This is a genomic window from Leptospiraceae bacterium, from assembly GCA_025059995.1.
Taxonomy (GTDB): domain Bacteria; phylum Spirochaetota; class Leptospiria; order Leptospirales; family Leptonemataceae; genus SKYB61.
The window spans coordinates 175,743-202,242 of record JANXCF010000003.1; the positions used below are offsets into that span (position 1 = coordinate 175,743).

20 protein-coding genes and 1 pseudogene are annotated in these 26,500 nt (G+C 33.1%); 3 read left to right on the top strand and 18 right to left on the bottom strand.

Going from position 1 to position 26,500, the window contains the following annotated elements; all coding sequences use genetic code 11:
* Positions 1-33: 33 nt before the first annotated feature.
* Both NZ853_05430 and NZ853_05435 read right to left on the bottom strand, forming a co-directional pair.
* Positions 34-1,314: a DUF1343 domain-containing protein gene (locus NZ853_05430; GenBank protein ID MCS7205118.1), complete on the bottom strand. Its 1,281-nt coding sequence runs from the start codon at positions 1,312-1,314 to the stop codon at positions 34-36.
* Positions 1,307-2,512: a hypothetical protein gene (locus NZ853_05435; protein ID MCS7205119.1), complete on the bottom strand. Its 1,206-nt coding sequence runs from the start codon at positions 2,510-2,512 to the stop codon at positions 1,307-1,309. The genes NZ853_05430 and NZ853_05435 overlap by 8 nt, the downstream gene beginning before the upstream one ends.
* A 148-nt stretch (positions 2,513-2,660) precedes the next feature.
* On the opposite strand from NZ853_05435, the gene NZ853_05440 reads away from it, so the two are divergent.
* Entirely contained in the window at positions 2,661-8,498 is a 5,838-nt protein-coding gene (locus NZ853_05440; GenBank protein MCS7205120.1) for a carbamoyl-phosphate synthase subunit L, read from the top strand.
* A 10-nt stretch (positions 8,499-8,508) separates the two neighbouring features.
* Here the strand turns inward: NZ853_05440 and NZ853_05445 are convergent, their stop codons facing one another.
* A complete protein-coding gene (locus NZ853_05445) occupies positions 8,509-9,549 on the bottom strand; it encodes a cation diffusion facilitator family transporter (GenBank protein ID MCS7205121.1) in 1,041 nt (346 codons plus the stop codon).
* Positions 9,550-9,660: 111 nt separating this feature from the next.
* Between NZ853_05445 and dusA the strand changes: the two genes are divergently transcribed.
* Together dusA and NZ853_05455 are read left to right on the top strand one after the other, a co-directional pair.
* Entirely contained in the window at positions 9,661-10,713 is a 1,053-nt protein-coding gene (dusA, locus tag NZ853_05450; GenBank protein MCS7205122.1) for a tRNA dihydrouridine(20/20a) synthase DusA, read from the top strand.
* The gene (locus NZ853_05455) at positions 10,688-11,419 is read left to right on the top strand and encodes an endonuclease V (protein MCS7205123.1); all 732 of its coding nucleotides are present in this window, start codon (positions 10,688-10,690) and stop codon (positions 11,417-11,419) included. Before dusA ends, NZ853_05455 begins: the two co-directional genes overlap by 26 nt.
* On the opposite strand, the gene NZ853_05460 is transcribed toward NZ853_05455, so the two are convergent.
* The 15 genes and pseudogenes from NZ853_05460 to tkt form a co-directional block, all read right to left on the bottom strand.
* Positions 11,393-11,812 (bottom strand): acyl-CoA thioesterase, encoded by a 420-nt coding sequence (locus NZ853_05460; protein ID MCS7205124.1) that lies wholly within the window; start codon positions 11,810-11,812, stop codon positions 11,393-11,395. The two genes, NZ853_05455 and NZ853_05460, sit on opposite strands and share 27 nt — an antisense overlap.
* Entirely contained in the window at positions 11,809-12,450 is a 642-nt protein-coding gene (locus NZ853_05465; GenBank protein ID MCS7205125.1) for an L-threonylcarbamoyladenylate synthase, read from the bottom strand. The genes NZ853_05460 and NZ853_05465 overlap by 4 nt, the downstream gene beginning before the upstream one ends.
* Positions 12,425-13,198, bottom strand: coding sequence for a hypothetical protein (locus NZ853_05470; protein ID MCS7205126.1), 774 nt, complete (start codon positions 13,196-13,198; stop codon positions 12,425-12,427). The genes NZ853_05465 and NZ853_05470 overlap by 26 nt, the downstream gene beginning before the upstream one ends.
* The gene (locus tag NZ853_05475; protein MCS7205127.1) at positions 13,195-14,991 is read right to left on the bottom strand and encodes a CHAT domain-containing protein; all 1,797 of its coding nucleotides are present in this window, start codon (positions 14,989-14,991) and stop codon (positions 13,195-13,197) included. The genes NZ853_05470 and NZ853_05475 overlap by 4 nt, the downstream gene beginning before the upstream one ends.
* Entirely contained in the window at positions 14,991-15,719 is a 729-nt protein-coding gene (locus NZ853_05480) for a pyridoxine 5'-phosphate synthase (GenBank protein ID MCS7205128.1), read from the bottom strand. Before NZ853_05480 ends, NZ853_05475 begins: the two co-directional genes overlap by 1 nt.
* A 130-nt stretch (positions 15,720-15,849) precedes the next feature.
* The gene (locus NZ853_05485; protein MCS7205129.1) at positions 15,850-17,667 is read right to left on the bottom strand and encodes a phosphoenolpyruvate carboxykinase (GTP); all 1,818 of its coding nucleotides are present in this window, start codon (positions 17,665-17,667) and stop codon (positions 15,850-15,852) included.
* Positions 17,668-17,796: 129 nt separating this feature from the next.
* On the bottom strand, positions 17,797-18,108 hold the full coding sequence (locus NZ853_05490) for an HNH endonuclease (protein ID MCS7205130.1): 312 nt from the start codon (positions 18,106-18,108) through the stop codon (positions 17,797-17,799).
* Positions 18,089-18,577 (bottom strand): CBS domain-containing protein, encoded by a 489-nt coding sequence (locus NZ853_05495; GenBank protein MCS7205131.1) that lies wholly within the window; start codon positions 18,575-18,577, stop codon positions 18,089-18,091. The genes NZ853_05490 and NZ853_05495 overlap by 20 nt, the downstream gene beginning before the upstream one ends.
* A 3-nt stretch (positions 18,578-18,580) precedes the next feature.
* Entirely contained in the window at positions 18,581-19,357 is a 777-nt protein-coding gene (locus NZ853_05500) for a 1-acyl-sn-glycerol-3-phosphate acyltransferase (GenBank protein MCS7205132.1), read from the bottom strand.
* 55 nt (positions 19,358-19,412) lie between these two features.
* Positions 19,413-19,844: a hemerythrin family protein gene (locus NZ853_05505; GenBank protein MCS7205133.1), complete on the bottom strand. Its 432-nt coding sequence runs from the start codon at positions 19,842-19,844 to the stop codon at positions 19,413-19,415.
* A gap of 75 nt (positions 19,845-19,919) precedes the next feature.
* Positions 19,920-20,651 (bottom strand): annotated as a pseudogene (locus NZ853_05510) (methyl-accepting chemotaxis protein).
* 1,054 nt (positions 20,652-21,705) lie between these two features.
* Positions 21,706-22,911, bottom strand: coding sequence for a phosphoglycerate kinase (locus NZ853_05515; GenBank protein MCS7205134.1), 1,206 nt, complete (start codon positions 22,909-22,911; stop codon positions 21,706-21,708).
* Positions 22,912-22,921: 10 nt separating this feature from the next.
* The gene (gene gap / locus NZ853_05520) at positions 22,922-23,944 is read right to left on the bottom strand and encodes a type I glyceraldehyde-3-phosphate dehydrogenase (GenBank protein MCS7205135.1); all 1,023 of its coding nucleotides are present in this window, start codon (positions 23,942-23,944) and stop codon (positions 22,922-22,924) included.
* A gap of 17 nt (positions 23,945-23,961) precedes the next feature.
* On the bottom strand, positions 23,962-24,393 hold the full coding sequence (locus NZ853_05525) for a universal stress protein (protein MCS7205136.1): 432 nt from the start codon (positions 24,391-24,393) through the stop codon (positions 23,962-23,964).
* 73 nt (positions 24,394-24,466) lie between these two features.
* Positions 24,467-26,452 (bottom strand): transketolase, encoded by a 1,986-nt coding sequence (gene tkt / locus NZ853_05530; protein ID MCS7205137.1) that lies wholly within the window; start codon positions 26,450-26,452, stop codon positions 24,467-24,469.
* Positions 26,453-26,500 lie beyond the last annotated feature (48 nt).

Here is a 26,500-nt window from a genome sequence, read left to right on the forward strand (position 1 = left end):
CATGCAAATTTTTTTTATTTAGTTTCATGTAAATCAATTCGAACGTTTAGAAAAGCGTTCACCGTATAAAAAAAATTTTTTGACTTTGGTTTTCCATACATGTTCATGCTTTTTTAAGTAAGAAAATAAATCATTGGGACTGACTTTATCACTTTCAACAAATCGAAATAGTTCCTCATCCCCCAATAGATATAGGACGGCTAAATACTCAGAACGAAATTCATAAACACCACGGAACCAGTCAAAATCCTTCGTCCATTTATGCAAATACCGCAAAATCAACAAAGTAGTAAACAAAGAATGATATTTCTTTTCGTCAGTTATATGGATTTGCCAACCATGACATATTTCGTTTTTGAATTTATGATAATTGGGAATGAACGTCATCGGACGTAATACAACCCCAAGCTTTTGAAATTCAATTGAATTTGAAATTTTTTCTTGGATTTTTTTATCAATGAAAGGTGCACCAAAAATTTCAAAAGGTTTTGTTGTGCCTCTACCTTCACTAAGATTCGTTCCTTCCAACAAACACTGCCCTGTGTAAACTTTTGCTGTCGTAGTCGTTGGCATGTTTGGGGAAGGATAAATATCAAAAGGATTTTGTGAAAACCTTATGATTCTTTTATCTTCTTTGTCTTCAAGGATGATTTCTCTTTCGGGATATAATTTTTGTATAGGAACTTCTTTGTGATAGGGAACAAATAGAAATTCAGATTGATTGCGGTTTTTGATATTGATCCAATAGTAAAAAAGTAGCTCTGCAGGTGTAAGTCCATGACGATGAAGGATTCCTTCTACCCCGACAAAAGAAACAAATTTCTTTTGTAAAGGTGTTCCTTCAAAGCTTCTTTTATTATTATGAAAAGTGGGATTGATTCGATCTAAAACAATGATCTTGATTCTAAGTTGATAATCTACGATTGCTTGTAGAATATAAAGAACCGAGGTCAAAAACGTATAATAGCGACTCCCTACATCTTGAATATCAACCACAAGAACATCCAAATCCTCTAAATCACGTTTTTGGGGTTTTAAAGAATCAAAGGTTTCGCCATACAAACTTATCCATTGAATATCTGAATATTTTTGATAAATACTTTTTGACGTAATTGGGATTTGGTCCTGTAATTCAGAAAAAAAACCGTGTTCCAAAAGAAATACCTTTTTGGGATTTAAGATTTCAAAACTATACTTTGTAAAATAAAAAGAAAATGATACTTGATTTGCAACTAAACCAAGATTAGCATTCTTAGGGATAATTTTCTTTGAGTTAACAAGAAAACGTTCAAGAGAAGAAATATACTCAAACACAAGGAGTTTCTATTTTTTTTAATACTTGATTAAGCCCTGAACGTCCTACACAAGAATAAATTTTTGTATGAGTAATTTGGTGTTCTTCTAGATGATATTTTGTTAAAATCGATGTGATTTTTCCTGGTCCAAAATCAATGATATAATCAACCGGTTTTTCTTTATTCAAAACTGGAGCTACGGCTTTGTCCCAATATAAAATTTGATTCATCATGGCATCTGCCAAATAAACTGAAAGATTTTCTATTTCTTGCAAATTGACTCCATCATCGGTAAAAGAAATAACGGGAACTTTAAGATCTTTCCCTGTAATTTTGATTTTTTTACAAACCTCATCATTATAAAAGTCATAAATTTTTTCCTTCATTGTATCCCAACGATGAAAAGGAATGGAAACGGGAACATAACTCCATTGTATGTGTTTTCTGTGAAATTCATCAAGATATGACTTCCGAAAGAGAACCAAATCCTTTGCATGTCCTGTAATCACAAAGATTGTCTTTGCATTGATCAATGAAATCTTGATAGGAAATTCCAAAACCTCAGGATACTTTCTATGAAATTCTTCAATATAATTCTCAAGTTCATTGAAGGTAATGTTCGATACAACTGCCATAGGATAAGGAATATCACGATCAACTTTTAGACTCCATTCTTTTAGCTCATTTGAAACTTTTTGAAAACCATAGGCTTTCTGAGAATAATACCCTGCCATCGTATACCAAACGATAAAGTCAAAAATAATTTCTAAAAGGTCTTTTCCTTTTTTTCCCAAAGCAAAAATCACTGCTGCTTGCAGTCCTCCGCTATGACCTGTTGCCGCCAATACATGAGGTAAAAATTCATCAGGATCAAAACCATTTTTGATGAAAGCATATAAATTGGCTAATTGGGTGATTTGATTTCCTGGAAAGGTGATAGGACATATAGATAAATATTCATCTTTTGGTTTCTTATGCTTTTCTAACCAAGACTTTAATGGAAATCTTTCTGGGAAATAAATTTCAACTTCATCTTTTAACTGATCATGATTCATACAGTAATCAATAGCCTCAAAAGCTACATAAAAGAATTCTTTTAAATCCTCTCTTTCGTAAAGAATCTGCATTTCCTTCAAAAAGGAATTTCCCTGACCACCGAATTGAATGAAGAATTTTTTATCATTCAATTTAGCTTCACATAACAAAGATGGCATCATAAATATTAATCCAAGCTTTTATTGTTTGATATTGAGTCAATTTCAATGAATAACGAGATTTTAATTGACATGCTTCATAAAATTAAATAAATAAAAAACTCAAAACTGTATCAAATACATAAAATTACATTTTCGTATGGAGTAGAAAATGAAAGTAGCTTCAATTGAAACAGAATTACTCATTAATGAAATTATCAAGCAAATAGAAATCATTAAAAAGCTTAATCCAGGCATTGAAAACATTCAAGAGCCCAAAAAACGAGATGGAAAATTAAAAAAAGTCCTTATCTCAAATAGAGGCGAGATTGCAAAACGCTTTTTTCTTTCCCTCAAGGAAGAGTCCATTCCTTCGGTTGCCGTTGTAACTGATCCTGATCGTGGCCAGTCATGGTATGAAACTGCTGATGAAGTGATTTTTATTGGAAATGCCATGAATTATGTTCGCATCCCTACTATCATAGCAGCAGCAATCCTTTCTAAATCAAATGCGATTTACCCAGGTTATGGGTTTTTATCCGAAAACCCTGATTTTGTTGATTCCATCAAAATTGCTTCTGAATACTTTCAACGAGAAATCATATTCATGGGTCCTGATTCTTCCATCATGAGGAAAGTTGGAAATAAACTTGATGCTCGCAACTTAGCAAAACAATATGGAGTTTCTCTTTTTGAGGGAACTGATTCCATTCAATCTTTGGAACAAGCCTATACTGAAGCAGAACGGATTGGATACCCTGTCATCGTGAAGTTAAATGCTGGCGGTGGTGGAAAAGGAATGCAAGCAGTCTTCAAAAAAGAAGATTTAGCTCCTGCCATTGAATCTTGCAGAAGAATTGGAAAGACCTTGTATGATGACGATAGCTTTTATTTAGAAAAATTTATAGTCAATCCTGTACATATTGAAGTCCAAATATTTAATGGTTTAGCTGTTGGACTTCGAAAGTGTGCCGTTCAAAGAAGAAATCAAAAAATCATCGAAGAAACTGGTGATACCTTTCTATCAAACTATACGAAACTGTCTTTCTTGGCAGCAGCAGAAAACATGGCTCGGATTTCAGGTTATAGCAATGGCGGTGGAGCTGGAACCGTGGAATTTCTTTATGACCCTGACACCGATACATACGGATTTTTGGAAATGAATACTCGTCTTCAGGTTGAACACCCTGTCACAGATCAGACTTTGGGGATAGACTTAGCAAAATGGCAAATCCTTCTCTTTGATGGAAGAGAACATGAAATCCCCTACGAGAAAGTGTTAGAAAGAAGATTCATCAACCAAGAACATACGATTGAATGTAGGGTTTATGCAGAGGATCCAGAAAATCAATATTCCCCTACTCCAGGTAAAATTGAAGATTTAGATTTACCTACTTTCAATGGAGTTCGTTGTGATTTTGGTTTTCGTCGTGGAGATCGAATTCTACCTGATTATGACCCTATGATTGGTAAGGTCATAGCTTGGGGTTCTACAAGAAAAGAAGCTGTTGTGCGAATGGAAAGAGCTCTCAATGAACTTTATATCCGTGGCGTCACATCAAATTTGAATCAACTCTTAAGAATCATACGCTCTGATGTATTTCGCAAAGGTGACTATAGCAACCGCATTTTGCTTGATTATCAAGAGCTATGTTATCCTGTATTAGAAGAAAATCTACTTATTCAATGCAGTATTTTTAGTGCAATCACGGAATATGTAAGAACTATACAAGAAAAAGTAAATGAACTTTTCCAAAATAGAGACTTGGAGGTAATCCTAAACAAAGCTGAATTATTTCAACTGCCTGATAGCTACGATGCAGAACTATACGGAAATAAATATCTAATCCAATTCTTACAAAATGGCTTAGAAGAGTTTGAGGTTTTCGTTAATGAAATTTATTTTGGCAATATCAAATTTCTACCTTCTTTATCAATAGGAGATGACTACACTGTTCGTTATCAAAATAAGACCTATACCATTCGTGTAGATAGAAGACATGCCTACAATATAGTTCGTTTCAATGATGATGAAGGGAAAGTACACTACTACAAAGTAAGAATTAGTTCCAAAGGCGATACAGGTAAAAAGGATCCTATAGGGTTGATTCGTTCTCCTATCCAAGGCACGTTTGTGAAATTTATGGATGATGTTCGAATTGGAAGCAAAGTAAAAGCTGGCCAACCCATCATCATTTTATCGGCTATGAAGATGGAATCTACGATTAAATCTCCAATTGATGGAACAATTGAATATCTTATTGAAAATGGTGATCCCAACAGATTAATTTTATCAAAAACCGCAGATGGAAAAATCATCGGAAAATCCATTAGTGAAGGTGAGGTTTTATTTTACGTAAAACCTGATAAAATCGAGGTATCTAATGAAAATGAAACTACTTATACTAAAATTCATATCAATCCAACTACCGACAACCAAGAGAAATTAGATTACTTTATTGTATCGAAGAAGGAAGAAGAAATACAATCCAACATAGATACCCTATTCCCATCGATAATCAGGATTTTAGAAAATATCTATTTAGGCTTTAATATCGAGAACAAGAATTTGGTCAATAAAATCATTCACATTTTAAAGACATTACCTAAAAATTATGACATTAGCAAAATCTTTAACGAAAAACTCTTTCTTGATTTGATACTAACTTATAGTGAAATCAAAAGATTATTCTCACCATTAATTGTAACTAAGTCTTCTTATTTTAGAGAAACGTTTCGTTTGTTTAACAACTGGGAAAATTTTTCTTATCAACCATCAGCTAACTATTTATTTGTAATTAATGAAATTTTTAAAAGATATGATGTAACGGACTGGAGATCAACCTCAGAAGAAAACCAGCGAATTTCTAAAAAAGCATTCTACTTTATCTTGAGGGCTTTTCAAGCTACAAGAGAATATATCGAACCCATTTTATTGATCTTAGATATAATTGGTGGGTTCAAACGACCTTCGAACGCTTTGAAAAATACTTTGCGTAAATTTGTTAATCAAGAAGAAGCAGAACAAGACCTAACCATTGCAGAGAAAATAACTGAAACCTTAAGCAAATTAGGCATCTCTCGTTGGAGCATTGAGCTGGTGTATTGGGTATCAAGAAAATACCTTCAAGATTTAAGAAAAATCACTTCTGATCCTCTTTATTATCCTCACATCTCGAGAGAAGAAATAAGAAAAAACATAGAAGAATCTCTAAAACAACCATACAACGACCTTATTCCCGATAATTTAATCATCAAACCACTAACCAGAAAAGTTTTAGAAAAGAAAATTCAATTCTTAGGAAATCGGTATACAATCCAACGTTTATACTCTCCAATTTCAAATGTCTTGATTTATTTACTAAAAGAAGGTGAGAAGGAGTTCTATTTTGTATTTGGAATAGTAGAAAAAGTCATACCAACGTATGACAAAGATGGTAATCTAGTTGGCAGTGAGAATGTGGAAATAGCCAATATCAACGCTGTGAAAGTTCTAAACTCCTATCAATCCATCAATAAAAAACATGGTAATTATTTAGATATAATTGTAGTCGATGAGGAATTAATTTTGGATTTATCTTCCGAGTCCAAAATAATATTCAATTATGATGTTTTGACGAATATGATGTTTCGTCTTTTACCATTTTTCAATGATCCTGCGATCACGAATAACATTGTTTCTGTCATATGCAAAACACCTAACAGCGAAGAACTCATAGAAAAGCAATTTTACGTAACTCAAAAAGAGAAAAAAGTAATTCTAAATATTCTAACTGATGAAAATCCCATATCGCCTTATTTTAATCCTAAAACAGAAGATACAAAAACTTCACATGTATACCGTTTAGGGAAATGGCCTGTTGAGTTATGGGTGAGAGAATGTTTTGATGTTGGTTCTTATAAAGAAATAAGAATCCCTGGTATTGATTATCAAAACACTCCTGATGAAGTAATCCCCGTTGGAAGTAAAATCTACGAAGGAAAAATGAATAAGATACCTGCCATTTTTTATCTAAAAGACTCACGGATTAGTGGAGGAGCTACAGGAGATTTAGAAGGTTTGAAGTACGTAGCTGCTTGTTGGTTGGCTAGTGTCAAAGGATATCCTCTTTATGTTTTTAATGATGGTGCAGGAGCAAACATTCGACAAGGTATGGTCTCATTAAATCGCGCGGCGGAAGGCTTTTTCATGAATGCTCTCATTGGTGGTAATTATTCTCCGAAAAAAATCTATGAATATATCAAAATTCATGACGATGGCAAAATCTTAGAAGTTATTAACAAAATAAATCAAATGCTTAGCATAAAAGAAGAAGAATTACCCACAACACCAAATACATTTATTGTTGCTGTAGGTGTGGGTTCATCTACAGGATTGGATGTATATGGTTCTTCTCAAGCTGCCATTCAAGTTATGGTAGATGACGAACAATCCTACCGAGTTTTGACAGGTTCTGCTGTGATTAAATCCGTCACCGGAGAAGACCTCACCAACTACGAAATTGGTGGTGCAAGGGTAATGAGCCGACTTACAGGTACAGTGGATCTTGTTGCGAGGAGTAATATTCATCTTTTGGTAATTCTTAAAAGTATCCATGAACTTTTTGCAAAAGGACAAAAACTACAAACTATCCAAAGAAAACCAATTGATTACAAAACAAAACTCAACCCTGATGACGTATTAAATGCTGACATCATTAGAGCTAATTCAGATCATGGTAAATATATCCCCTTCAAAGAAGAATATTATGGTTCTGGTGCTTTGATAGGAGGCTTCGCAAAAATCGCTGGCAGACCCATCCTGATTATGGGTCCAAGAAACCGGTTTGGACTACGTTCCTATCAATCTTTGCTTCGTGCTATTGATCTTTTGATTACAGCCAGAAAATTAAATTCTGATCAAATTATTGTTGTTGGTGATGAATGGTTTATTGAAACCCCACGAACTGATTCACTAACCCTTCGAGCAAGGCAAGATTTCCTAAAATTAATGACCATTAAAGCTGGAACAAGAATCCACATTGCTACGACAGTTAGAGGACTTCAAAAGATCATGCTTCATTCAGGAGCTGATGCTTTGATCTTTATAAGAAATCGAAGTTTTAGCGAAAAAGAAGAAGAATTCATCAAAAACTCTTCTACTCATGTAGTCCATTCATACGAAGAAGCTTTTGATCTATCACTAAAAATCATTCAACTTCTCTCAGAAAAAAATGAATCAGAAAAAATCATACCACCATCCAAAGAACCTATAATTCCCGAGAATCCTGCCATGCCATTCGATATAATTGAGAATGTAATCTCACGGGTTTTTGATGAAGGAACGTTTATCGAATGGTGGAAAGAAATGAATGATCCTCAAAAAGGTCCGAGCTTAATCACTGGCTTTGCAAAACTCAACGGGAAGACTGTAGGTATCTTAGCAGATCAGCCAGCTATTTTAGGAGGAGCTCCAGATGCACCTGGAACCGAAAAATTCCGAATATTTACTGAACTGATAGAAAGAAATAAAGTACCTTTAATTATGATTTCGAATGCTCCAGGATTCTTACCAGGAACAAAACAAGAAAGACTGCGTATCCAACAAATTGGTGGAAGATCCTTGGACGTAAATGTTTTATCGACCATACCTGTTGTTTCCGTCACACTGAATCAAAACTACGGAGGAAGACAAATTCATGCATTCAGTAAATTCTTAAGACCTTGTATTATTTCTTTCTCATTAAAAAATTCCATTTTAGCTGTGATGGGTGCTGATTCTGCTTTTGACCTGTTCTATGGGAAAAAATATAATGAGCTCAAATCTCAAGGAAAACATCAAGAAGCCGAAGAAATGAGAAGTAATTATATAAAAGACTTTAATGAAAAAGCAAAAGCTGAAAATGATGCCTATAAAACAAACGTCTTGGATTTCATGATTGAAGATATAAAAGAATTAAGGCAGGCTTTGATAAAAGGATTAGATATGGCAATAGAGAAAAATAAACTATTAGAAAATGTGATTTGTTAGTTTTTATTTTCTATTTTCGAAAACTGATGGCTTCTTGATAGGTTATGGAGTATGCGTTTTGATAATCTTCCTTTCGTATAGGACAATTATGAATCTTACAAATTTTGCAGTATTCTCTATTACACGGATCAATGTGGGAGTGAAACTCCCCTTTGATCTTGGCATGATGGATCACTTTTTCTTCGAATTCATGAACTAATCTGTTAGCTTCGTGAACAGAGTAGAACTCGGGAACCACTAAGTGAATATCGATGTGATAATAACTTCCCGATTGTAAAATTCTTGAACCATGAACTGTGATAATTCTTTCATCGTTTATCTCATTAATAGCCTTAATGATGGTATTCAAAACTTCCGAATTTTCTGAGTCCATCAATTTTGAAATTGAACTAAGAACAATTTTTATTCCTGTATAAAACAACCATAACCCAAAAATCAAAGAGACAATGGGGTCAAAATAAACTATACCACTAATCATGACTAAAATAAGCCCAATCAAAACACCAATAGTTGTATAGAAATCAGAGAGTAAGTGATAGCCATCTGCTATGATGGCTTCTGAAGTATATTTTTTTCCATTACGAATGAGAAATAATCCTAATATGCCATTGAGAATACCTGCAAGGGAATTAATTAAAAGTCCTTTTGTGATTTCCTTCAATTCTATCCCAATAAAGAATTTTTCAATTGATTCATAGATAATTAAAACACTTGCAAGTAAAATCAATCCTCCTTCAAAAAGGGATGAAAAAAACTCAATTTTGCCGTGTCCATACGGATGATCTTTATCAGCTGGTCTATTCCCATAGACAATAGCAAATAAAGCAAAAGTCCCAGCCATGATGTTCACAAAGCTTTCTAATGCATCTGACTTTAAAGCCATTGAACCTGTAAGATAATATGCCCATAGTTTTAAAAATAAAATTCCGAAATTTGCTATTACAACAAAAATCATAAAGCGGATCAAAATCTGATTTTCTTTATAAACATTTGTTAATTCATTAGCCCAGTTGTTGAGGATTTCAATGAAATTCTTTTCTGTAAATTTCATATTCTCTTTGACCTCAAAACAAAAAAAGATTATTTATAAAAAAGAAATAACAAAAATCCAAAGCCTTGAAATCTTTTACAAAAATAAAACATAATGAGTCTAAATTTCAATATGAACCCGAAAGAAAGAAAGGTTAGTATAGCTCCAATGATGGATTGGACCGATCGTCATTTTCGTTACTTTATCAGACTCATCTCAAAATATGTGGTTTTGTATACAGAAATGATTCCTGAGAATTCTCTTGTTTTCAATGAACACCATCCTAAGAAACTAAAAGAAATTTTAGATTTCCATCCGAGAGAAAAACCCTTGATTTTTCAAATTGGCGGTTCCCGAATTGAATTTATAAAAAGATGGATTGAACTGATAGAAAAATGGGGTTATGATGGGATAAACATCAATGCAGGATGTCCGAGTAGCAAAGTTCAAAACGCAAACTTTGGTGTCATTTTGATGAACGACCCCCACAAAGTAGGAAAAATGATCAAAGAAATCCAAAGACATACTAATTTACCTGTGTCCATCAAACATCGTTTAGGTTTTAGATCCAATCAAATTGACAAAACTCAATATGAGGATTTAAAAAACTTTATTGAAACTACATCCCAGTATGGTTGTAGGCATTACATTATCCATGCAAGGTTTGCTTTTTTAGAAAACTACAGCCCAAAACAGAATCGTTCCATTCCACCATTAATGTATGATTGGGTATATCGAGTCAAATCAGAATTCCCTAAGCTCCATATTGAAATTAATGGTGGCATCTCCTCTATACAAGAAATCCAAAGGCATTTAGAACATGTTGATAGTGTCATGATTGGAAGAGCTGCCTATGAAAATCCCTATTTTCTCAAAGACATTGATTTTCTGTTTCTTAAAGAAGGGTCTCAAAAAAGTAAAATCGAAATCTTTCGTTCATTTTATTCATACGTAATTGAACAACTCGAGGAAGGTATATACCCACACCAAGTAATCAAACATACATTTGGTTTATTTTATGGAGAAAAAAATGCGAAAAGATGGAAAACTCTTCTTTGGGATAATCTCTTGATGCTAAAAAAGAAACCCATTCATCAAATCCAAAAACAAGAAGTAATAGAGATTTTAGAAAACTCACTATCAATATTTTTTAAATCAAATGAAATCCCCTATACGAAAAAGTAGTTTATTTCTATTAAAAAAGGCAATTGAAGAATACCAACAAGAAAAAAGCCTAAGATTAGCTCAAAAGATTCAAAATCAATATGCCAAAGTGGTGTTGAAACAACTTCCAAAATGGAAAAATTTACAACCCAGCAATAACTTAATCGTTGCTGGTATTGATGTGGCTATCAAACCAAATACCCAAGATGCTATTGCTGGGATTGTGATTCTTGATTCTCATCACAAGATATTCCAACAATACTATGTTAAAAAAAACCTAATATTTCCTTACATTCCTGGATTTCTTTCTTTTCGAGAGGTAGAAATTCTTATTGAGCTATTCGAAAATATTCATATAGTTCCAGATGTTTTGTTTATTGATGGTCAAGGTATTGCACATCCGAGGTTTGTTGGGATTGCAGTGCACTTAGGAATCATTTTGAACCTTCCTACTATTGGAGTAGGAAAAACAAAACTGATTGGTCAATACAAAAACTTTGCATTAAAAAAAGGAAATTATGAAAAACTGATATATAAAAACACCCACATAGGATGGGCTGTATGTACCAGAGATGATTCCCAACCAATTTTTGTTTCACCGGGCTGGAAGGTGAGCATGACGTCGGCTCTGGAACTTACGTTAGCTTTTTCAAAATACAAAATCCCTGAACCAACAAGAATTGCCCATAATTACGTAAATTCAGTGAGAAAATCCTTCTTTGGTTGAACTCAATAAACTCTTAAGGTAATCTGGTAATCTTCTTGGTTTTCCTTCTAAGGAAATACAAATATGGATTGTATGACCTTTCACTAAAATTCTTTGACTTTCCTTCTCGTAGATTGTATAGGCTATTTTGAAGCGATTTGCTTCGATAGAAACCAACTCTCCAAAAATTTGAATGATGTCATCATACTTGGCAGGATAAAGATACTCACAAAAAGCCTCTAAAACGGGAAACATTAAACCGTCTTTTTCCTCGATTTCTTTATATGATCTTCCTGAATTCCGGATAAGCTCATTTCGTAACATCTCAAAGTATCGAAAGTAATGGGCATAATAAACAATTCCCATTTTATCGGTATCACCATAAGGAACCCGATATTCTATAACTGCCTTCATCTTTGCTCAAACTCCGCTGGTTGATAGCCTAATTCTATAACTGGACCTTTCCCTTCTCGAAGGATTTCAATGTCTTCTTTCGTGCAGTCAATAATTGTGCTATATAAATTCTTTTTTGGACCATCATCAATCACAGCTTCCACCAAATGTCCATAGAGCTTATCTAAATGTTCTGGATAAGTGATGTAGTCATCTTCTGTTCGAACAGATGTGGAAACTAAGGGTTTATCAATTTCTCCGTATTCAAATAATAATCTATGTAAGGGATGATTAACGATACGAACACCTACTTCTTTTCTCTTTCCAACACCTCTTCGATCCATTTCTTTACTCGCTGGAAAGATAAAGGTATAAGGTCCTGGGGTATAGTTCTTTATAAGTTTAAAAGCCCTATCGGGGATATGCTTCACATATAAACCAGCCATAGAAATATCTCTACAGAGTAAACTTAAATGGTGTTTTTCATCAAGATTTTTTATTTTATAAAGGCTTGAGATTGCCTTTGGCTGATCAATCAAACAAACCAAAGCATAAACAGTATCTGTTGGTAGAATGTAGATTTTTCCTTTTTTGAGATCATCAACAATTCGTTTGACGATTCTTTTCTCGGGATTAACTGGATGAATTTTGATTAACATAGACTTTCCATAGAGGCTGATATTTTTTTATAGGGATTTCGTAATTATTTCGATTTGGGAAAATTTTTTTAAAATTTTCTTCAAATTGGTCTTCTTCGAAGTTATGATAGTTGATTTCAAAAGAACTTACGTCTTTGTTATAAGGTATTCTTTCTAAACACAAATCGAAAAAAAGCTCTAACAAAGTTCTGGATTTTAAGATCTTATCGAAATCAAAGTAAAAACTAATAAACCGATAAAAAATATAATCACCCATAAATCGTGAGTAATAAAGATTCTGGTATATTTTTTTTTCTTGATTTACGTTTTCATGCATTAAAAGATAATCATCGAATTTCCCTGATTGAAGAAATTCTACGATTAATTGGTAATAAAGATTTTCTTTATCCTCTTGTTTGACTCTACAATCATAGGCTTGACATAACGAAGCTCCATAAAAAGAAGCATCTTGAGTTTTGGGATCATTAGTTAAAGTTGGGTGTATTAAACACCCAATCTTATTATGCTCAATGATTCCTAAAAAAGGACAGACATAAATTTCATTGGAAATTTTTGGAATTGATTGTTCTTTATTCTCTCGGAAATGACGATATAATATTAGATCCATTCTTCTATAGTTTGATTTGTTGATTTGAAAAAAATTCTGAGTTCTTTCTTTTAATAAATCGATTATCTCTTTTGTGGATAACTCATGATTGAAAATACCACAACAACTTCCACAAGAAAAAACATTAAAACAATAATTCATATTGTAAACTTAAACAAAAATTCTTTTGTTAAAGGTTGATATTCAATAAACCTTTTTAATGACAAAACAAATTGATCAATATTGAGGCATATCTCACCAACATGTTGATCTAAGAAATTCTTTAACTTTTGATCTTCTTTGAAAATGGGTAAGATATGGATTGATTTTTCTTCTAAACCTTTAAATAAAATCGAAGGATACTGAGAACCCATATTATAAAAAAATTGTAATTTTGTCAGACTCATAAAATCAATTAGTAGATTTTCCAGTATATATTGAATGCTAACTAAATAGGTCTCTTCTTCTGTAAAAGTCGTATCTATACTTGCATTTTTGATTTCTCTTATTAATCCTATTACTTTCTGTATATCTTCTTTATGTATCAAAAAAGACTTTATGACTGATAAAACTTCTGATTGAAAGGTAATCAAGTGTAATCTCTTAGCACATAAAACAGAAAATTCAAACACTTCATCAATAGATGTGGATAAACCTTCCCAAATTTTTTTTTCGATCATAGTATTTGAAAAGATCTCTTCTTCAAATAAATGAGTGAGCCTTATGTTATATTTAAAATAAGTTTCGATGATAATGGCTATTATGGTTTGTATAAATCGTTCAAAGATTTTGATTAAGAGCTTTAAATCTTTTTTATCTTCGACAAAGTTTTTATAAAGTAGTGCTATAAAAGTAGGATATTCATTCCAGACTCTTTTTAGGTTCCAATCAGAACGTATTGCATCAAAACTTCGTTTTTCTGGGTATTTGAAAATTTTAGTCAAAGGATTTCCATGAAGTGTATAAGACGCCCAGATAAGTTCTGATAGAGCATATGTTTCTCGAGCAATCTTTCTGGCTTCAAATAGGGCATCACCTATAGTCTTTTCCTCAAAAAGAAAGCGATGGACATTCAACGCAAACTCCATAGTGTTATGAGAATCAGGAATAATCCAATTAGTTCCAATATAATTTGGAACTCCTGCTCGTAAAAAAGCGTTTGCTAATCCTATGTTGGTTTCTTTCATAGCACTTCGACAGGCATTGATGAAAACCAAGGAGGGAGGATTAGATAATCGTTCTATTTCATGACCATATAGGATTTCGTTATTGTAAAGTAAGATCCCTCCTTCAGGATAATCTTCTTGATATACCACGTGACCAGCGAAATGAACTATGTCATAATTCTGAAGTTCTGATAGTAATCGTAATTTTGTGATTTTCTCGCCAATGTAGAGCTGTATATCCAAGTAATTGGTATTGATTTCAGTACTTAATGTCTCGAACAAAAATAAGCCTTCTTCTGAGGCTTCTTTTAAATCCAATGTGGGATTGGCTAAAATCATGATTCTGAGTTTGTTTTTATCTGGGATTTGCTTTGCTTTCCAACTTCCATTGATACTAATACCAATACGAAATTTATCTCCTAAAAACGAAGTGCCATCATACAAAATTTCCCATGGGATATACGCTAATGAACTATCAACATGAAAGAAAAAATATCCTCCTTCTGATTGTTGAATCTTTTTTGCAATCTCGTAGGGGAAAAACTGCGAAAAGAAGGTTTCAGAAAGACCCTTTAGTTTTTTTAGGCTTTGTAGTGCTCCGTCGCTATCTAAATTTTGGACAGACAAAACGTAGAAATTTAAATTTTGAATCTCATGGATGAATTCTCTGATCAAACTTTTTTGGATTTTGCTTTTGTAATGTAAATACCGAGATGGATAAACATCATCAAGGAGATTGAAAACATAAATATCATCTACTGAGTCAATGATAAGATTAAGTATTTCCATTAAGGATTATGTATGAGTTCTATCATTTCTTTTATAGCTCTTTCGAGTCCAACAAAAATGGCTCTACTTATAATAGCATGTCCTATGGAAAATTCGCTGATTTCTTGGATTTTTGCTAAGGGTTTTACGTTCTGATAGTGTATTCCATGTCCAGCATTCATTTGCAAACCTATACTTTTCCCATAATACGCTGAGTCCCTGATTTTTTTTAATTCGTCTTCGTATTTTTCCGGATGAAATTTATCAAACAAAACAGAATATTTACCGGTGTGGATTTCTACTGCATCAACTCCAAGTTCTTTTGCTATTTTGATATGTTCTTGTTCAGGTTCTAAAAAAAGACAAACTTTAATATTATGCTTCTTTAATTTTTGAATATAATCATACAAATAAGTTTGATTTACCGTTGGGTCCAAACCTCCTTCTGTGGTAATTTCCATTCGTCTTTCTGGAACTAAGGTTACAGCATCAGGCTTTGTACGTATGGCTATATTTAACATTTCTTCTGTTGGAGCCATTTCTAAGGTCAAGGGAAGTAATGTGATTTGCCGGATGATTTCCAAATCTCGATCTTGAATATGTCTTCGATCTCCTCGCAAATGAATTGTCACGCCATCCGCTCCTGCAACCTCACAAATCCCCGCTGCCGTGGTTAAGGAAGGATAGTTTGTTTTTCTTGCTTCCCTAAGAGTTGCTACATGATCCAAATTTACAGATAAAGTACGCATCTCAACCTCCAAAAATGGCAATATTCTTTTTTTAAGTTCTCTATTACAAGTTTTTCTTAGGAATTGTGAAACTTAATGAATAAGGAGGATGTTTCACTTTATTAAGAAGCGAAACATCCTTATGTTGTATTTAATATTGTATGGATTCTCTTAGTCTATTTTCCAAATCTTGAAGTTGTTTTTTTAGTTCTTTAGGTAGTCTATCACCAAATTGCTTGTAATGTTCTTTAATGGACTCAATTTCTAATAACCACCCCTCGTAATCGATTTTTAGTAACTCTTTCATATCTTCTTCGGAAACTCCTTCGGGTCGATCAATAGCATCAATCGTAGGCACGATACCAATTGGTTCTACTCTATATTTTCCTTCATTATCCGTTCGTTCAAATATCCACTTCAAAACTCGGATATTCTCACCGAAGCCTGGCCATAACCATTTACCATCTGGAGTTTTTCGAAACCAATTCACATTAAAGATTTTTGGTAGTTTGTCAGGTGTAGTCTTTTTCCCCATATTTAACCAGTGTTGAAAGTAATCCCCCATGTTATACCCACAGAAAGGAAGCATTGCAAAAGGATCTCTTCGAACTGCTCCAATCTTTACGTCAAGAGCTGCCGCCGTAGCTTCAGACCCCATAATAGAGCCCATAAAAACTCCATGTTCCCAATCAAAAGCTTCATACACTAAGGGAATAACTGTTGATCTTCTACCACCTAATAAAATGGCTGATATGGGAACTCCATTAGGATCTTCCCACTCAGGTGCCATTGAGGGAGATTGATATAATGATGCTGTGAATCTGCCATTTGGGTGTGCAGCTGGTTCTTTAGATACCCCAGGAATCCATTCATTCCCTTTCCAATCAATTAATTTTCCGGGCGGATCATATCCTATTCCCTCCCACCATACATCACCATCTTCGGTTAATGCTAAATTTGTAAAGATAGTGTTTTTGCTGATCATTACCATTGCATTATGATTGGTTTTGTGGGATGTTCCGGGAGTAACTCCAAAGAGTCCAGTTTCAGGATTTATAGCATACAAACGCCCATCTTCACCATACCTCATCCAAGCAATATCATCACCAATGGTTTCTACCTTCCAGCCAGGAAGAGTTGATACAAGCATCGCAAGATTAGTTTTTCCACAAGCAGAAGGAAAAGCACCAGCAAAATATTTCACTCTCCCTTCAGGATTTGTGATCTTTAGTAATAACATGTGTTCTGCAAACCAACCTTCATCTCGAGCTTGAACTGAAGCAATCCTTAAAGCAAAACACTTTTTCCCTAACAAAGCATTACCACCATATCCTGAACCATAGGACCATATCAATCTTTCCTCAGGAAAATGAGAGATATATTTTTGCTCTAAAGGTGCGCATGGCCATTTTCCATTGTCTTTTTCACCGGGTTTTAAGGGTTTTCCCACTGAGTGCAAGCAAGGAACAAAATCACCTTCTTCTCCTAAAGCTTCTAATACCTTCTTGCCGATTCTTGTCATGATTCTCATGTTAATAACTACATAAGCTGAGTCTGTAATTTGCACACCAATTTTAGACATAGGGGAACCTATAGGACCCATTGAAAAGGGAATAATATACATGGTTCGTCCACGCATAGAACCATCATAAAGTTTTTTCATGGTTTCTTTGAGTTCTTTAGGATCGATCCAATTGTTAGTTGGACCTGCATCTTCTTTTTTTATTGAAGCAATGAAGGTTCGATTTTCAGCTCTGGCAACGTCACTCGGATCCGAACGAAATAAATAACTATTAGGACGTTTTTCAGGATTCAAAGGGATTGCTAATCCATCATCTACCAGCAATTTAATCAATCGTTCATATTCTTCATCAGAACCATCACATAAGTAGATATCATCAGGTTTACAAAGCTCTGCGACTTCTTCTATCCATTCATTTAGTTTTTTGTGTTTGGTTTTCCATTGCATACTTTCTCCTTTTGTTTTTGTTGTTAAATAAATGTAAATAATTAACCAAGAAATTCTAAATTTATTATAAGTCAAGAAAATATTTAATTATTCAGTATCTAAAATTTTATTTTCGATTTAGATATTTATTTAGTGTTTTCTTAGATTTTGAAGATATTCATCCCATTCTATGGGTAGTAAGTATTTTTTTTTGCTATTACATTCTTTGCAACATGGAACCAGATTTTCTTTCGTGGAACTCCCTCCTCTCGATAAGGGAATTTTGTGATCCATTGTCAATTCTGAGGGTTTGAACTTTCTTCCGCAGTAATAACAAATCCCTTTTGAAATCTTTTTTTTCCACCAAGATGTTTTTCTTAGCTTTCGTGCTTTTTCCTTTTCTTTTTTTAAGTTTTCCTCATTAGCAAAAAAGGATTTTTCATTACTTGGGTACCTTACCAAGTAAAACCTCCGAATGTTGAAGTCGATACCACTGAACAATATCTACAATTGATAAAATTCCATTAACTACATCATTTGTTATAATGGGAATTGTTCTCAATTTTCTTTCCATCATAAAGTTGATAGCATCTCTTAATAACGTTCCGGATGGAAGGTAATAAAACTTTTTATTGACTATAAGTTCTCCAACATTCATAGTTAAATAATCTTTATTAGAAAATGTTTCTTCATATCCTAATCTTAGCAACTCAAAAACACTCACTGTATTGTACGGCTTACCTTCCTTCATAACTAAAAGACTTAGAAAACCGTTTTCTAAAATAATCCTTGCTGCTTTTGCGCAAGGATCATAATAATCAATAGTAATTACATCTTTACTCATTACCTCATCAACTGTGGTCTTTAGGATAATTAAACTTCTTTCATGTAGCTTTTTAATGTATTCTAAGTTTTCTTGTAATGACGTCATATTTTACCCATCAATTAGATATTTTAATAAACCTCTATTCTGTAATTCTCGATATATGTGATGCTGGATTTTCATTCTAACGATTTGAGCTGCTTCTTGTAAAAATGATATGTTTTTTGCTTCTGATCTACTGTACTTTTGAAAATGGATTGGCTTTAAAAATACAATCTTCCATTTCACAGGGAAGGGGAATAAGTTTAACGGAATAGGAATCTTTAAATTTTTATCTCGTAATTCAATCACACCCAAGTTGATGTTTGATTCTTCCGCACCAATAATACAAGTTGGTACTACAAATGCATTAGACAAAATCGATAGTGAAACAAATCCAGGATTGAACTTTCTAAGTTTATACATATAAATACTTGGCTTGAAGTTTCCTTCTTCTGCTTCAGGAAACAAAATAATCAATTTATTTTCTTTAAGATATTTTAATGCTACCTTAAAATCCTGAGGTATAAAACCTAATTTTTCTGATGAATATCGTAAAAATTCATTACTATGCCAAAAATTATGACTCATGATATAAGGAAATCGATGAACAAAATTTTTAATGACATAATGCAAAACTAAAGCATCTATGGCTAAAACCCCACTATGATTGGGAACTATGATCGTTGGTTCTTTTTTGGGTATGTTTTCTAATCCCCTGATCTCGGGCTGCGTATATTTATATAAGAAATTCAATATTTCTCTCGGTATATAATGATAAAGTAATTTTTCCCACACCTCAGAAAAAGCAATCATTACTTTATTTTTTGACAGAATAAGATCATTCATAGAAAAGTTGCAAAATTATACCCATCAATCAATGCCTAGTCAAGCTTTTTAAAGTTTATAGATACTTTTCTTTGATTTCTTCCGAAAGACCTTTTTCTCTGAAGTATTGCGCGTAAAGTTTATCCACGTAATAAATGTGATTGATTAACCAATCATATAAGAACAATGTAAAGTAAAATAAATCATTCAGTTTATCGACTTTTTTATTTTTTATCACATCAATGAATTTTCTGTGTGCCATTCGATGATTCTCAAAATCAGGATATTCATATTCATTCATGATTCTTTCTTCTTCCTTAAAGTGGAAATCTGCATAATCAATCAGTTTTTTTTGTATCATGATATATTCATACTGCCAGTTTTCTGGGTTTTCAAAAATCTTTAATAACTCATTAAAAATTGAAAACAAGTTTTCATGGTGTTGATTCATTAGAGGTATTTCTACATCAAAAATTTCATTATAAACGAACTCTTTTGCTAATTTCATGTTTTCTAATATTTTCTGAGTTTCAGCTATTACTTCTTGATGAAAGTCAAAATAATTTCTGTAACTCTCAATCTTTTTGTTGATGTTTTCTAACTTATGAGATTGTTCTAAATTTTTTGATTTCAGCTCAGAATATTTAGAATATATACGATTTTGTTCTTTTTGATTGAATTCAATGAATTGAAAAATTCCTTGAAAAAACTCCAAAACTTGCATAATTGAATTTCTCTTTAATGACAATTGTTGATATACATGATCAAATTCTTTTGATACTAAACTTCCTTCATCTGCGATTTTTTTTACATTCGTATCCAACTCAGTTATAAGAAGTTGTATTTCCCTTGTTGAATTTTTTGTTTGTTCTGCTAGCTTTGTAACTTCATCTGCAACCACACTAAAACCTTTTCCTTGTTCTCCTGCTCTTGCCGCCTCAATAGAAGCATTCAAAGCTAACATGTTAGTTTTATCAGTGATATTTTGTATGGTCTTTATAATTCCAGTAATTTTTTGATTATTTTTTTTCAGTTCTTCTAATTCATGAAACAACTTGGTTAAAATATCTCTTGTTTTTTCAAGGGTTTTCAAAAGATTTTCAATTTCTTGTAAATCTGTTCGAACGACATTTTCTTTTTTACGAAAGTCATTATACTTTTGATTGAGTTCTTTTAAATTCTTCTCTAATGTAAAAAACTGTTCATTATAAAACTCAAGTTCATCTTGAAAGGAATCAGAGAATCCGCGAAACAATGCAAGTAGTTCATTGAATATGCTTTTTAAGTTAATAAGATCATTTATATTTTTCTGCATCTCATTTTTGATTTGAGTTATTAGCAAACTAATTTGTATAAAAACTTTATATATGAGGAATCTGATTTTTCCTAAATGTATATCAGAGATTTCTTTTTTGCTTCCTTTCACTTCAAAATTCCATTGATCTATCTGAACAAGCATTTGGTGAATTTCATCTAATATACTTTCTAATTCAGTTTTTCTTGTTTCAATGTTTAGCAAAAAATTCTTCTCTTCTCTAAAGGTATTAAATGAAAAATAAGCAAACAAAATATATGCTATGATGACAGATACTTCCAATCCAATAAAAACTAAATTGGTTTTTTCATAATTGTAAACAATTCTATTTTCTAAATGATTTAAAGTTTCATTTAAGATTTTTTCAATATGTAAATTCTGTTCAGTTGAAATTTCTGATTTAATATTAGAAACTTCTTTTTTGATTTTCTGGATTAATTCATTTGAGCCACTAAGCAAATCATATAAATTTACTAAGCGATTTAGTTTTGTTATTTTTGATTCTTCTTCAAATTTTATTTGAAGTAATTCCCAAAAAAATTCATTTATCAAATAAATATTGGGGTCTTCACTCAGCAACAGATGATTTTTGTTCTTAATAAACTTCAGAAGAATTTGATTTTCATTTATATTATTCTGGGGTATCTCTTTTAGTAAATCAGAATCAAGCCTTATGAGTATTTGTTGTATTTCATCTAAATCCATTTGTTGTAATTTAACCACTTCTCTTAAGAATAAAAGTCTATTCCTTTGTTTGGATATAAACGTTAATTGATTAAAATGAATAAAGAGTATAAAAGTCAAAATTATGATTGTGAAAAAACTTATTAATGAAAAATTTATTATTATTCTCCTTTTTACGTTTGTAAACATATTACATTTTTCCTATTTTTTTAGAAAAGCAAATGATCAATAATAAATCAACTCATTTACCCTCACAAAAAATGAAGCTATCAATGTATAAAAGCTAAAGAAAAAACAAGTCAACACATTCAACGAAAAGGAAATCGAGTTGTCTATTAAATTAACTGTATTCTTGGTATTAGATTTCACGCTACTTTGAATCTAAAACATCAATGCCCGGCAATACTTTTCCTTCTATGAATTCTAAAGAAGCACCTCCACCGGTTGATACATGAGATACTTCACTTCCTAATCCAATTTTTTCGATTGCCGAAGTGGAGTCTCCTCCTCCTACAATCGTTATCACTCCATGTTTTGTGATCTCTGCCAGAGCTCGTGCTAACTCGAAAGTTCCTTTTGAAGTTTGCTCAATTTCAAATGTTCCCATTGGTCCATTCCAAAATACCAATTTGGCTTGGCTTAATTCTCTTTTATAGTATTCAATGGTCTTACTTCCTATATCAACACCAATCTTGCCTTCAGGTATTTGCTGTACTTCTACTTCCGAAATAGAACCAATTTGCAATTTTTTCATATCCAAAAAATCAGTAACAACCGCATCAACTGGAAGAATAACCTTGTCTTTGTGTTCTTCTAGTATTTCTTTTGCCACTTGGATTCTATCTTCTTCTACGAGAGAATTTCCAGTTGAATAACCAAGAGCTCGTAAAAACGTAAACATCATAGCACCACCTATTAATAGTTTATCTACAATTTTTAAAAGATTTTCAATTACTAAAATCTTATCTGAGATCTTAGCACCTCCTAAAATGGCATAGAAAGGACGCTCCGGTTGATAAAGAATTTTAGTCAAATATTCTAACTCTTTTTTCATTAAATAACCGGCTACTGCAGGTTTTACGAACCTTGCAACTCCTTCCGTAGAAGTATGGGCTCGATGAGCTGAAGCAAAAGCATCATTGACATATATATCAGCACATTTAGCAAGCTCTTTTGCAAACTCTAAATCATTTTTTTCCTCTTGGTCATAAAATCGAATGTTTTCAAATAAAATGATCTCTTTGGGTTGAATTTCTTGACTTTTCTTTTGGAGTTCTTCTAATGTTTCCACAAAATAAATTTTAGTTTCTGGAAGAAAACTTTTTAATTCTTCAAAAACCGGCCTTAAAGAGAATTCCTCGCTTCGTTTTCCTTTTGGTCTTCCCCAATGGGAAACTAAAATCACTTTTGCATTCAATTCTAATAGTTTTTTTATAGTGGGAATTTCTTCGCGAATTCTCAGGTTATTTGTAACTTTCCCATTATGTATGGGGACGTTGAAATCAACTCTAACAAAAACACGTTTCTGAGAAAAATCCTCAGGTGGTATATCATCTATGCTTTTCTTTGCTAACATAAACCTACCTCTACTTCACTGAATCCATGTACTCAATCAATTCAATCAATTTTACAGAATAACCCCATTCATTGTCATACCAACTTACTACTTTTACAAAATGATCATTAAGTTGGATACCTGCATTCGCATCAAAGATAGAAGTCCGAGGATCATGAATAAAATCAGTCGAAACTACTTCATCTTCGGTATATCCAAGCACTCCTTTCATCCCACCATCTTTTAAATCTCTCTCTGAATATTCTTTCATCGCTTTACATATGTCTTCGTATTTTGCTGGTTTTTTTAATCGAACTGTTAAATCCACAACAGACACATTTGCAGTCGGAACTCGAAATGACATACCTGTTAATTTCCCTTTGAGATCGGGTATAACAAGTCCTACTGCTTTTGCAGCTCCTGTTGATGCAGGAATGATATTTTGATAAGCCCCTCTACCACCTCTCCAATCTTTCTTTGAGGGTCCATCGACTGTTTTTTGTGTGGCTGTTACTGCATGAATGGTTGACATCAAACCTTCTTCGATTCCCCAGATATCATGCAATACTTTTGCGACTGGTGCTAAACAATTTGTTGTACAACTGGCATTCGATACGATATTCATATCAGGTCTATAAGAAGTATGGTTTACTCCCATAACAAAAGTAGGAACATCGTCTTTTGCAGGTGCACTGATGATCACTTTTTTTGCTCCAGCGTTGATATGGGCTTGGCATTTCTCTTTTGATGTAAATAATCCTGTTGATTCAATCACATAATCAGCTCCTACTTCGCCCCAGGGTATTTTTGCCGGATCTGGCTCAGAGAAAACTCGGACTTTCTTTCCATTCACAACTAAGTAGTTGCCATCTACTTGAACTTCAAAAGGAAATTTTCCGTGTGTAGAATCATACTTTAACATATATGCCATATATTCCGCATCTAATAGGTCATTTATGGCAACGATTTCAATGTTAGTTTTGTTATACTCAAATATGGAACGAAAAGCCATTCTACCAATTCTACCAAAACCATTAATACCAATTCTTATCATTATTATACTCCTAAAAATTATTTTACTACAAGGACGCTACATGGTGCATGGTGAACAACCCTATCGGATACAGAACCCAACAAAAATCTTCCTATGAAATTCATTCCTCGACTACCAATCACAATCAAGTCATAATTTCCTTCTTCTGCTATTCGTATTATGGTATCAGCTGCGTAGCCCTCTTCTACACGTCGTTCCCATTTTACTTTTGTATCTTCTAAAATAGGATGGATTTTTTCAAACCTTTGATCGGCAACCCATTTTACTCGATTTACATTTGGTGGTGGTGCTTCGTAATATCCTGGTAATGGTCCAAATTCTTCAATCACTTCTAAGATTGTTAACTCAGCTGAGGCATTTTCAGCAATCACCAACCCCATTTCTAAACCTTTCAAAGAAGGCTGCGAACCATCGATGGGAACTAAGATTTTTTTTATGTATCGCTTCATGGATATCACCCTGAATCAATAAACATTACTATCTTCAATTCAAATTTAATTTTGTAAACAAAAAAATAAGAAATTATACTTTACTTAAAATCCATTCTGATATTTTTTCTTTCGTAAATCCAAATTCTTTCCACAAATCTTGTTCAGGAGCTGATAGACCAAACTTTTCGATTCCAAATACTTTATCTATATCGGCTAATTCATACCACAAATTTGGTACACCAGCCTCAATCACAAAACGTTTTTCCTTCTTCCCTAAGACTTGATTTTGATATTCCTTATCAGCTTTTTTAAATAATTCCAGACACGGAATTGATACAACTCGAGCTTTGACATTCTTTTGTTTTAGAACATCAGCTACTAGTAATGACAAAGCCACTTCTGAACCTGTAGCAATCAAGGTCACATCATATGGATTTTCTTCTTTGAGGACATAACCTCCTTTTCGTATTTTATCCAAATCATTCATTGAATGATCCATTTCGATATTTTGACGAGAAAGCACTAAGATGGTTGGTGATCTGATTGATTTTAAAGCAAATTCCCAAGCAACATATGTTTCAAAGTAATTGAAAGGACGCCATACATAAGTATTAGGAATCAACCTCAAAGAAGAAATATGTTCAATCGGCTGATGGGTGGGTCCATCTTCTCCTAAACCAATACTATCATGAGTGAAAATATAAATAATCCCTAATTCCATCATAGCAGATAAACGAAGGGCATTTCTCCCATAATCAGAGAAGACCAGAAATGTTCCTCCAAAAGGGCGAAAACCACCATGAAGAAAAATTCCATTCATAATGGCAAACATACCAAACTCACGAACACCATAGTGTATATAATCACCTGTAAATTGAGTTGATATTATATCTTTTCCATTTTTCCATAAGGTTAAGTTTGAGTGGGTTAAATCTGCAGAACCTCCTATCAATTCTGGCATTTTCGGTTTGATTAGATTAAGGATAACATGAGATGTTTTTCTTGTTGCTTCTTTTGTGGGAAAGTTTAACTTCATAAGTTCTTTTTCTATTTCATCGAAATCTTTTGGAAGTTCAAAATTCATTCTACGTTCTAATTCTTCTGCCAATTCAGGAAATTTTTCTTTATATCGAAAGAATAATTCCTTCCATTCATTTTCCCATTTTTGTCCTTTTTCTCGAGCATCGAAAGCATCATAGATTTCTTTGGGAATAAAAAAAGGTTCATATTTCCAATTTAGATTTTCTCTTGTAAGTTGAACCTCATCACTACCTAACGGAGCTCCATGAACTACTTCTTTACCAGCTTTGTTAGGAGAACCAAACCCAATGGTTGTTTTACATATGATAAGGGTCGGTTTTGATTTTTGCTTTATGGCTTTATTGATAGCATTTCGAATTTCATCTCTATTATGTCCATCGATTGTTCCAATCACATTCCAATTATAACTTAAGAAGCGTTTTTTTGTGTCATCGATGAACCAATGATGAACCTCACCATCAATCGATATTCCATTACTATCATAAAATACAATCAATTTATTCAATTGCCATTTGCCAGCCAACGAAGCTGCTTCATGGGAAATTCCCTCCATCAAGCATCCATCTCCAACGAATACAAAAGTATAATGATCAATAATGGGAAAATTTCTTCTATTGAATTGTTTTGCTAATAGCTTCTCTGCTAAGGCAATCCCAACTGCGTTAGCAAAACCTTGACCCAAAGGTCCAGTTGTTGTCTCAACTCCTGGCGTGTGACGATATTCAGGGTGCCCAGGAGTTTTCGAATGAAGTTGACGAAAGTTCTTTAACTCTTCTATCGAAATGTCATAACCACTCAAATGCAGAAGGGAATATAGAAGCATTGATGCATGACCGTTTGATAAAATGAAGCGATCTCGATTCCACCAATTGGGATTATTGGGATTATGCTTTAAAAATTCATTCCAAAGCACAACTGCGACATCAGCCATTCCCATTGGAGCTCCTGGATGACCTGACTTTGCTTTTTCTATGGCATCAATACTTAAAAAACGAATAGCATTTGCTAATAAGCTGTGTTCAATAGTAGCTATCATATAACTTACCTACACTATTGAGTCCCAAAATTATTTTCCCTTTGTATC

Bases quoted from the DNA above. Each gene is read 5' to 3' on its own strand.
- NZ853_05445 (MCS7205121.1), bottom strand. From the start codon at position 9,549: ATGAAATTTACAGAAAAGAATTTCATTGAAATCCTCAACAACTGGGCT.
- NZ853_05475 (MCS7205127.1), bottom strand. From the start codon at position 14,991: ATGGAAATACTTAATCTTATCATTGACTCAGTAGATGATATTTATGTT.
- NZ853_05465 (MCS7205125.1), bottom strand. From the start codon at position 12,450: ATGTTAATCAAAATTCATCCAGTTAATCCCGAGAAAAGAATCGTCAAA.
- NZ853_05480 (MCS7205128.1), bottom strand. From the start codon at position 15,719: ATGCGTACTTTATCTGTAAATTTGGATCATGTAGCAACTCTTAGGGAA.
- NZ853_05500 (MCS7205132.1), bottom strand. From the start codon at position 19,357: ATGAATGATCTTATTCTGTCAAAAAATAAAGTAATGATTGCTTTTTCT.
- NZ853_05460 (MCS7205124.1), bottom strand. From the start codon at position 11,812: ATGAAGGCAGTTATAGAATATCGGGTTCCTTATGGTGATACCGATAAA.
- NZ853_05505 (MCS7205133.1), bottom strand. From the start codon at position 19,844: ATGAAATTAGCAAAAGAGTTCGTTTATAATGAAATTTTTGATGTAGAA.
- tkt (MCS7205137.1), bottom strand. From the start codon at position 26,452: ATGATAGCTACTATTGAACACAGCTTATTAGCAAATGCTATTCGTTTT.
- NZ853_05455 (MCS7205123.1), top strand. From the start codon at position 10,688: ATGAAATCCCCTATACGAAAAAGTAGTTTATTTCTATTAAAAAAGGCA.
- dusA (MCS7205122.1), top strand. From the start codon at position 9,661: ATGAACCCGAAAGAAAGAAAGGTTAGTATAGCTCCAATGATGGATTGG.
- NZ853_05470 (MCS7205126.1), bottom strand. From the start codon at position 13,198: ATGAATTATTGTTTTAATGTTTTTTCTTGTGGAAGTTGTTGTGGTATT.
- NZ853_05440 (MCS7205120.1), top strand. From the start codon at position 2,661: ATGAAAGTAGCTTCAATTGAAACAGAATTACTCATTAATGAAATTATC.
- gap (MCS7205135.1), bottom strand. From the start codon at position 23,944: ATGATAAGAATTGGTATTAATGGTTTTGGTAGAATTGGTAGAATGGCT.
- NZ853_05515 (MCS7205134.1), bottom strand. From the start codon at position 22,911: ATGTTAGCAAAGAAAAGCATAGATGATATACCACCTGAGGATTTTTCT.
- NZ853_05525 (MCS7205136.1), bottom strand. From the start codon at position 24,393: ATGAAGCGATACATAAAAAAAATCTTAGTTCCCATCGATGGTTCGCAG.
- NZ853_05495 (MCS7205131.1), bottom strand. From the start codon at position 18,577: ATGACGTCATTACAAGAAAACTTAGAATACATTAAAAAGCTACATGAA.
- NZ853_05435 (MCS7205119.1), bottom strand. From the start codon at position 2,512: ATGATGCCATCTTTGTTATGTGAAGCTAAATTGAATGATAAAAAATTC.
- NZ853_05485 (MCS7205129.1), bottom strand. From the start codon at position 17,667: ATGCAATGGAAAACCAAACACAAAAAACTAAATGAATGGATAGAAGAA.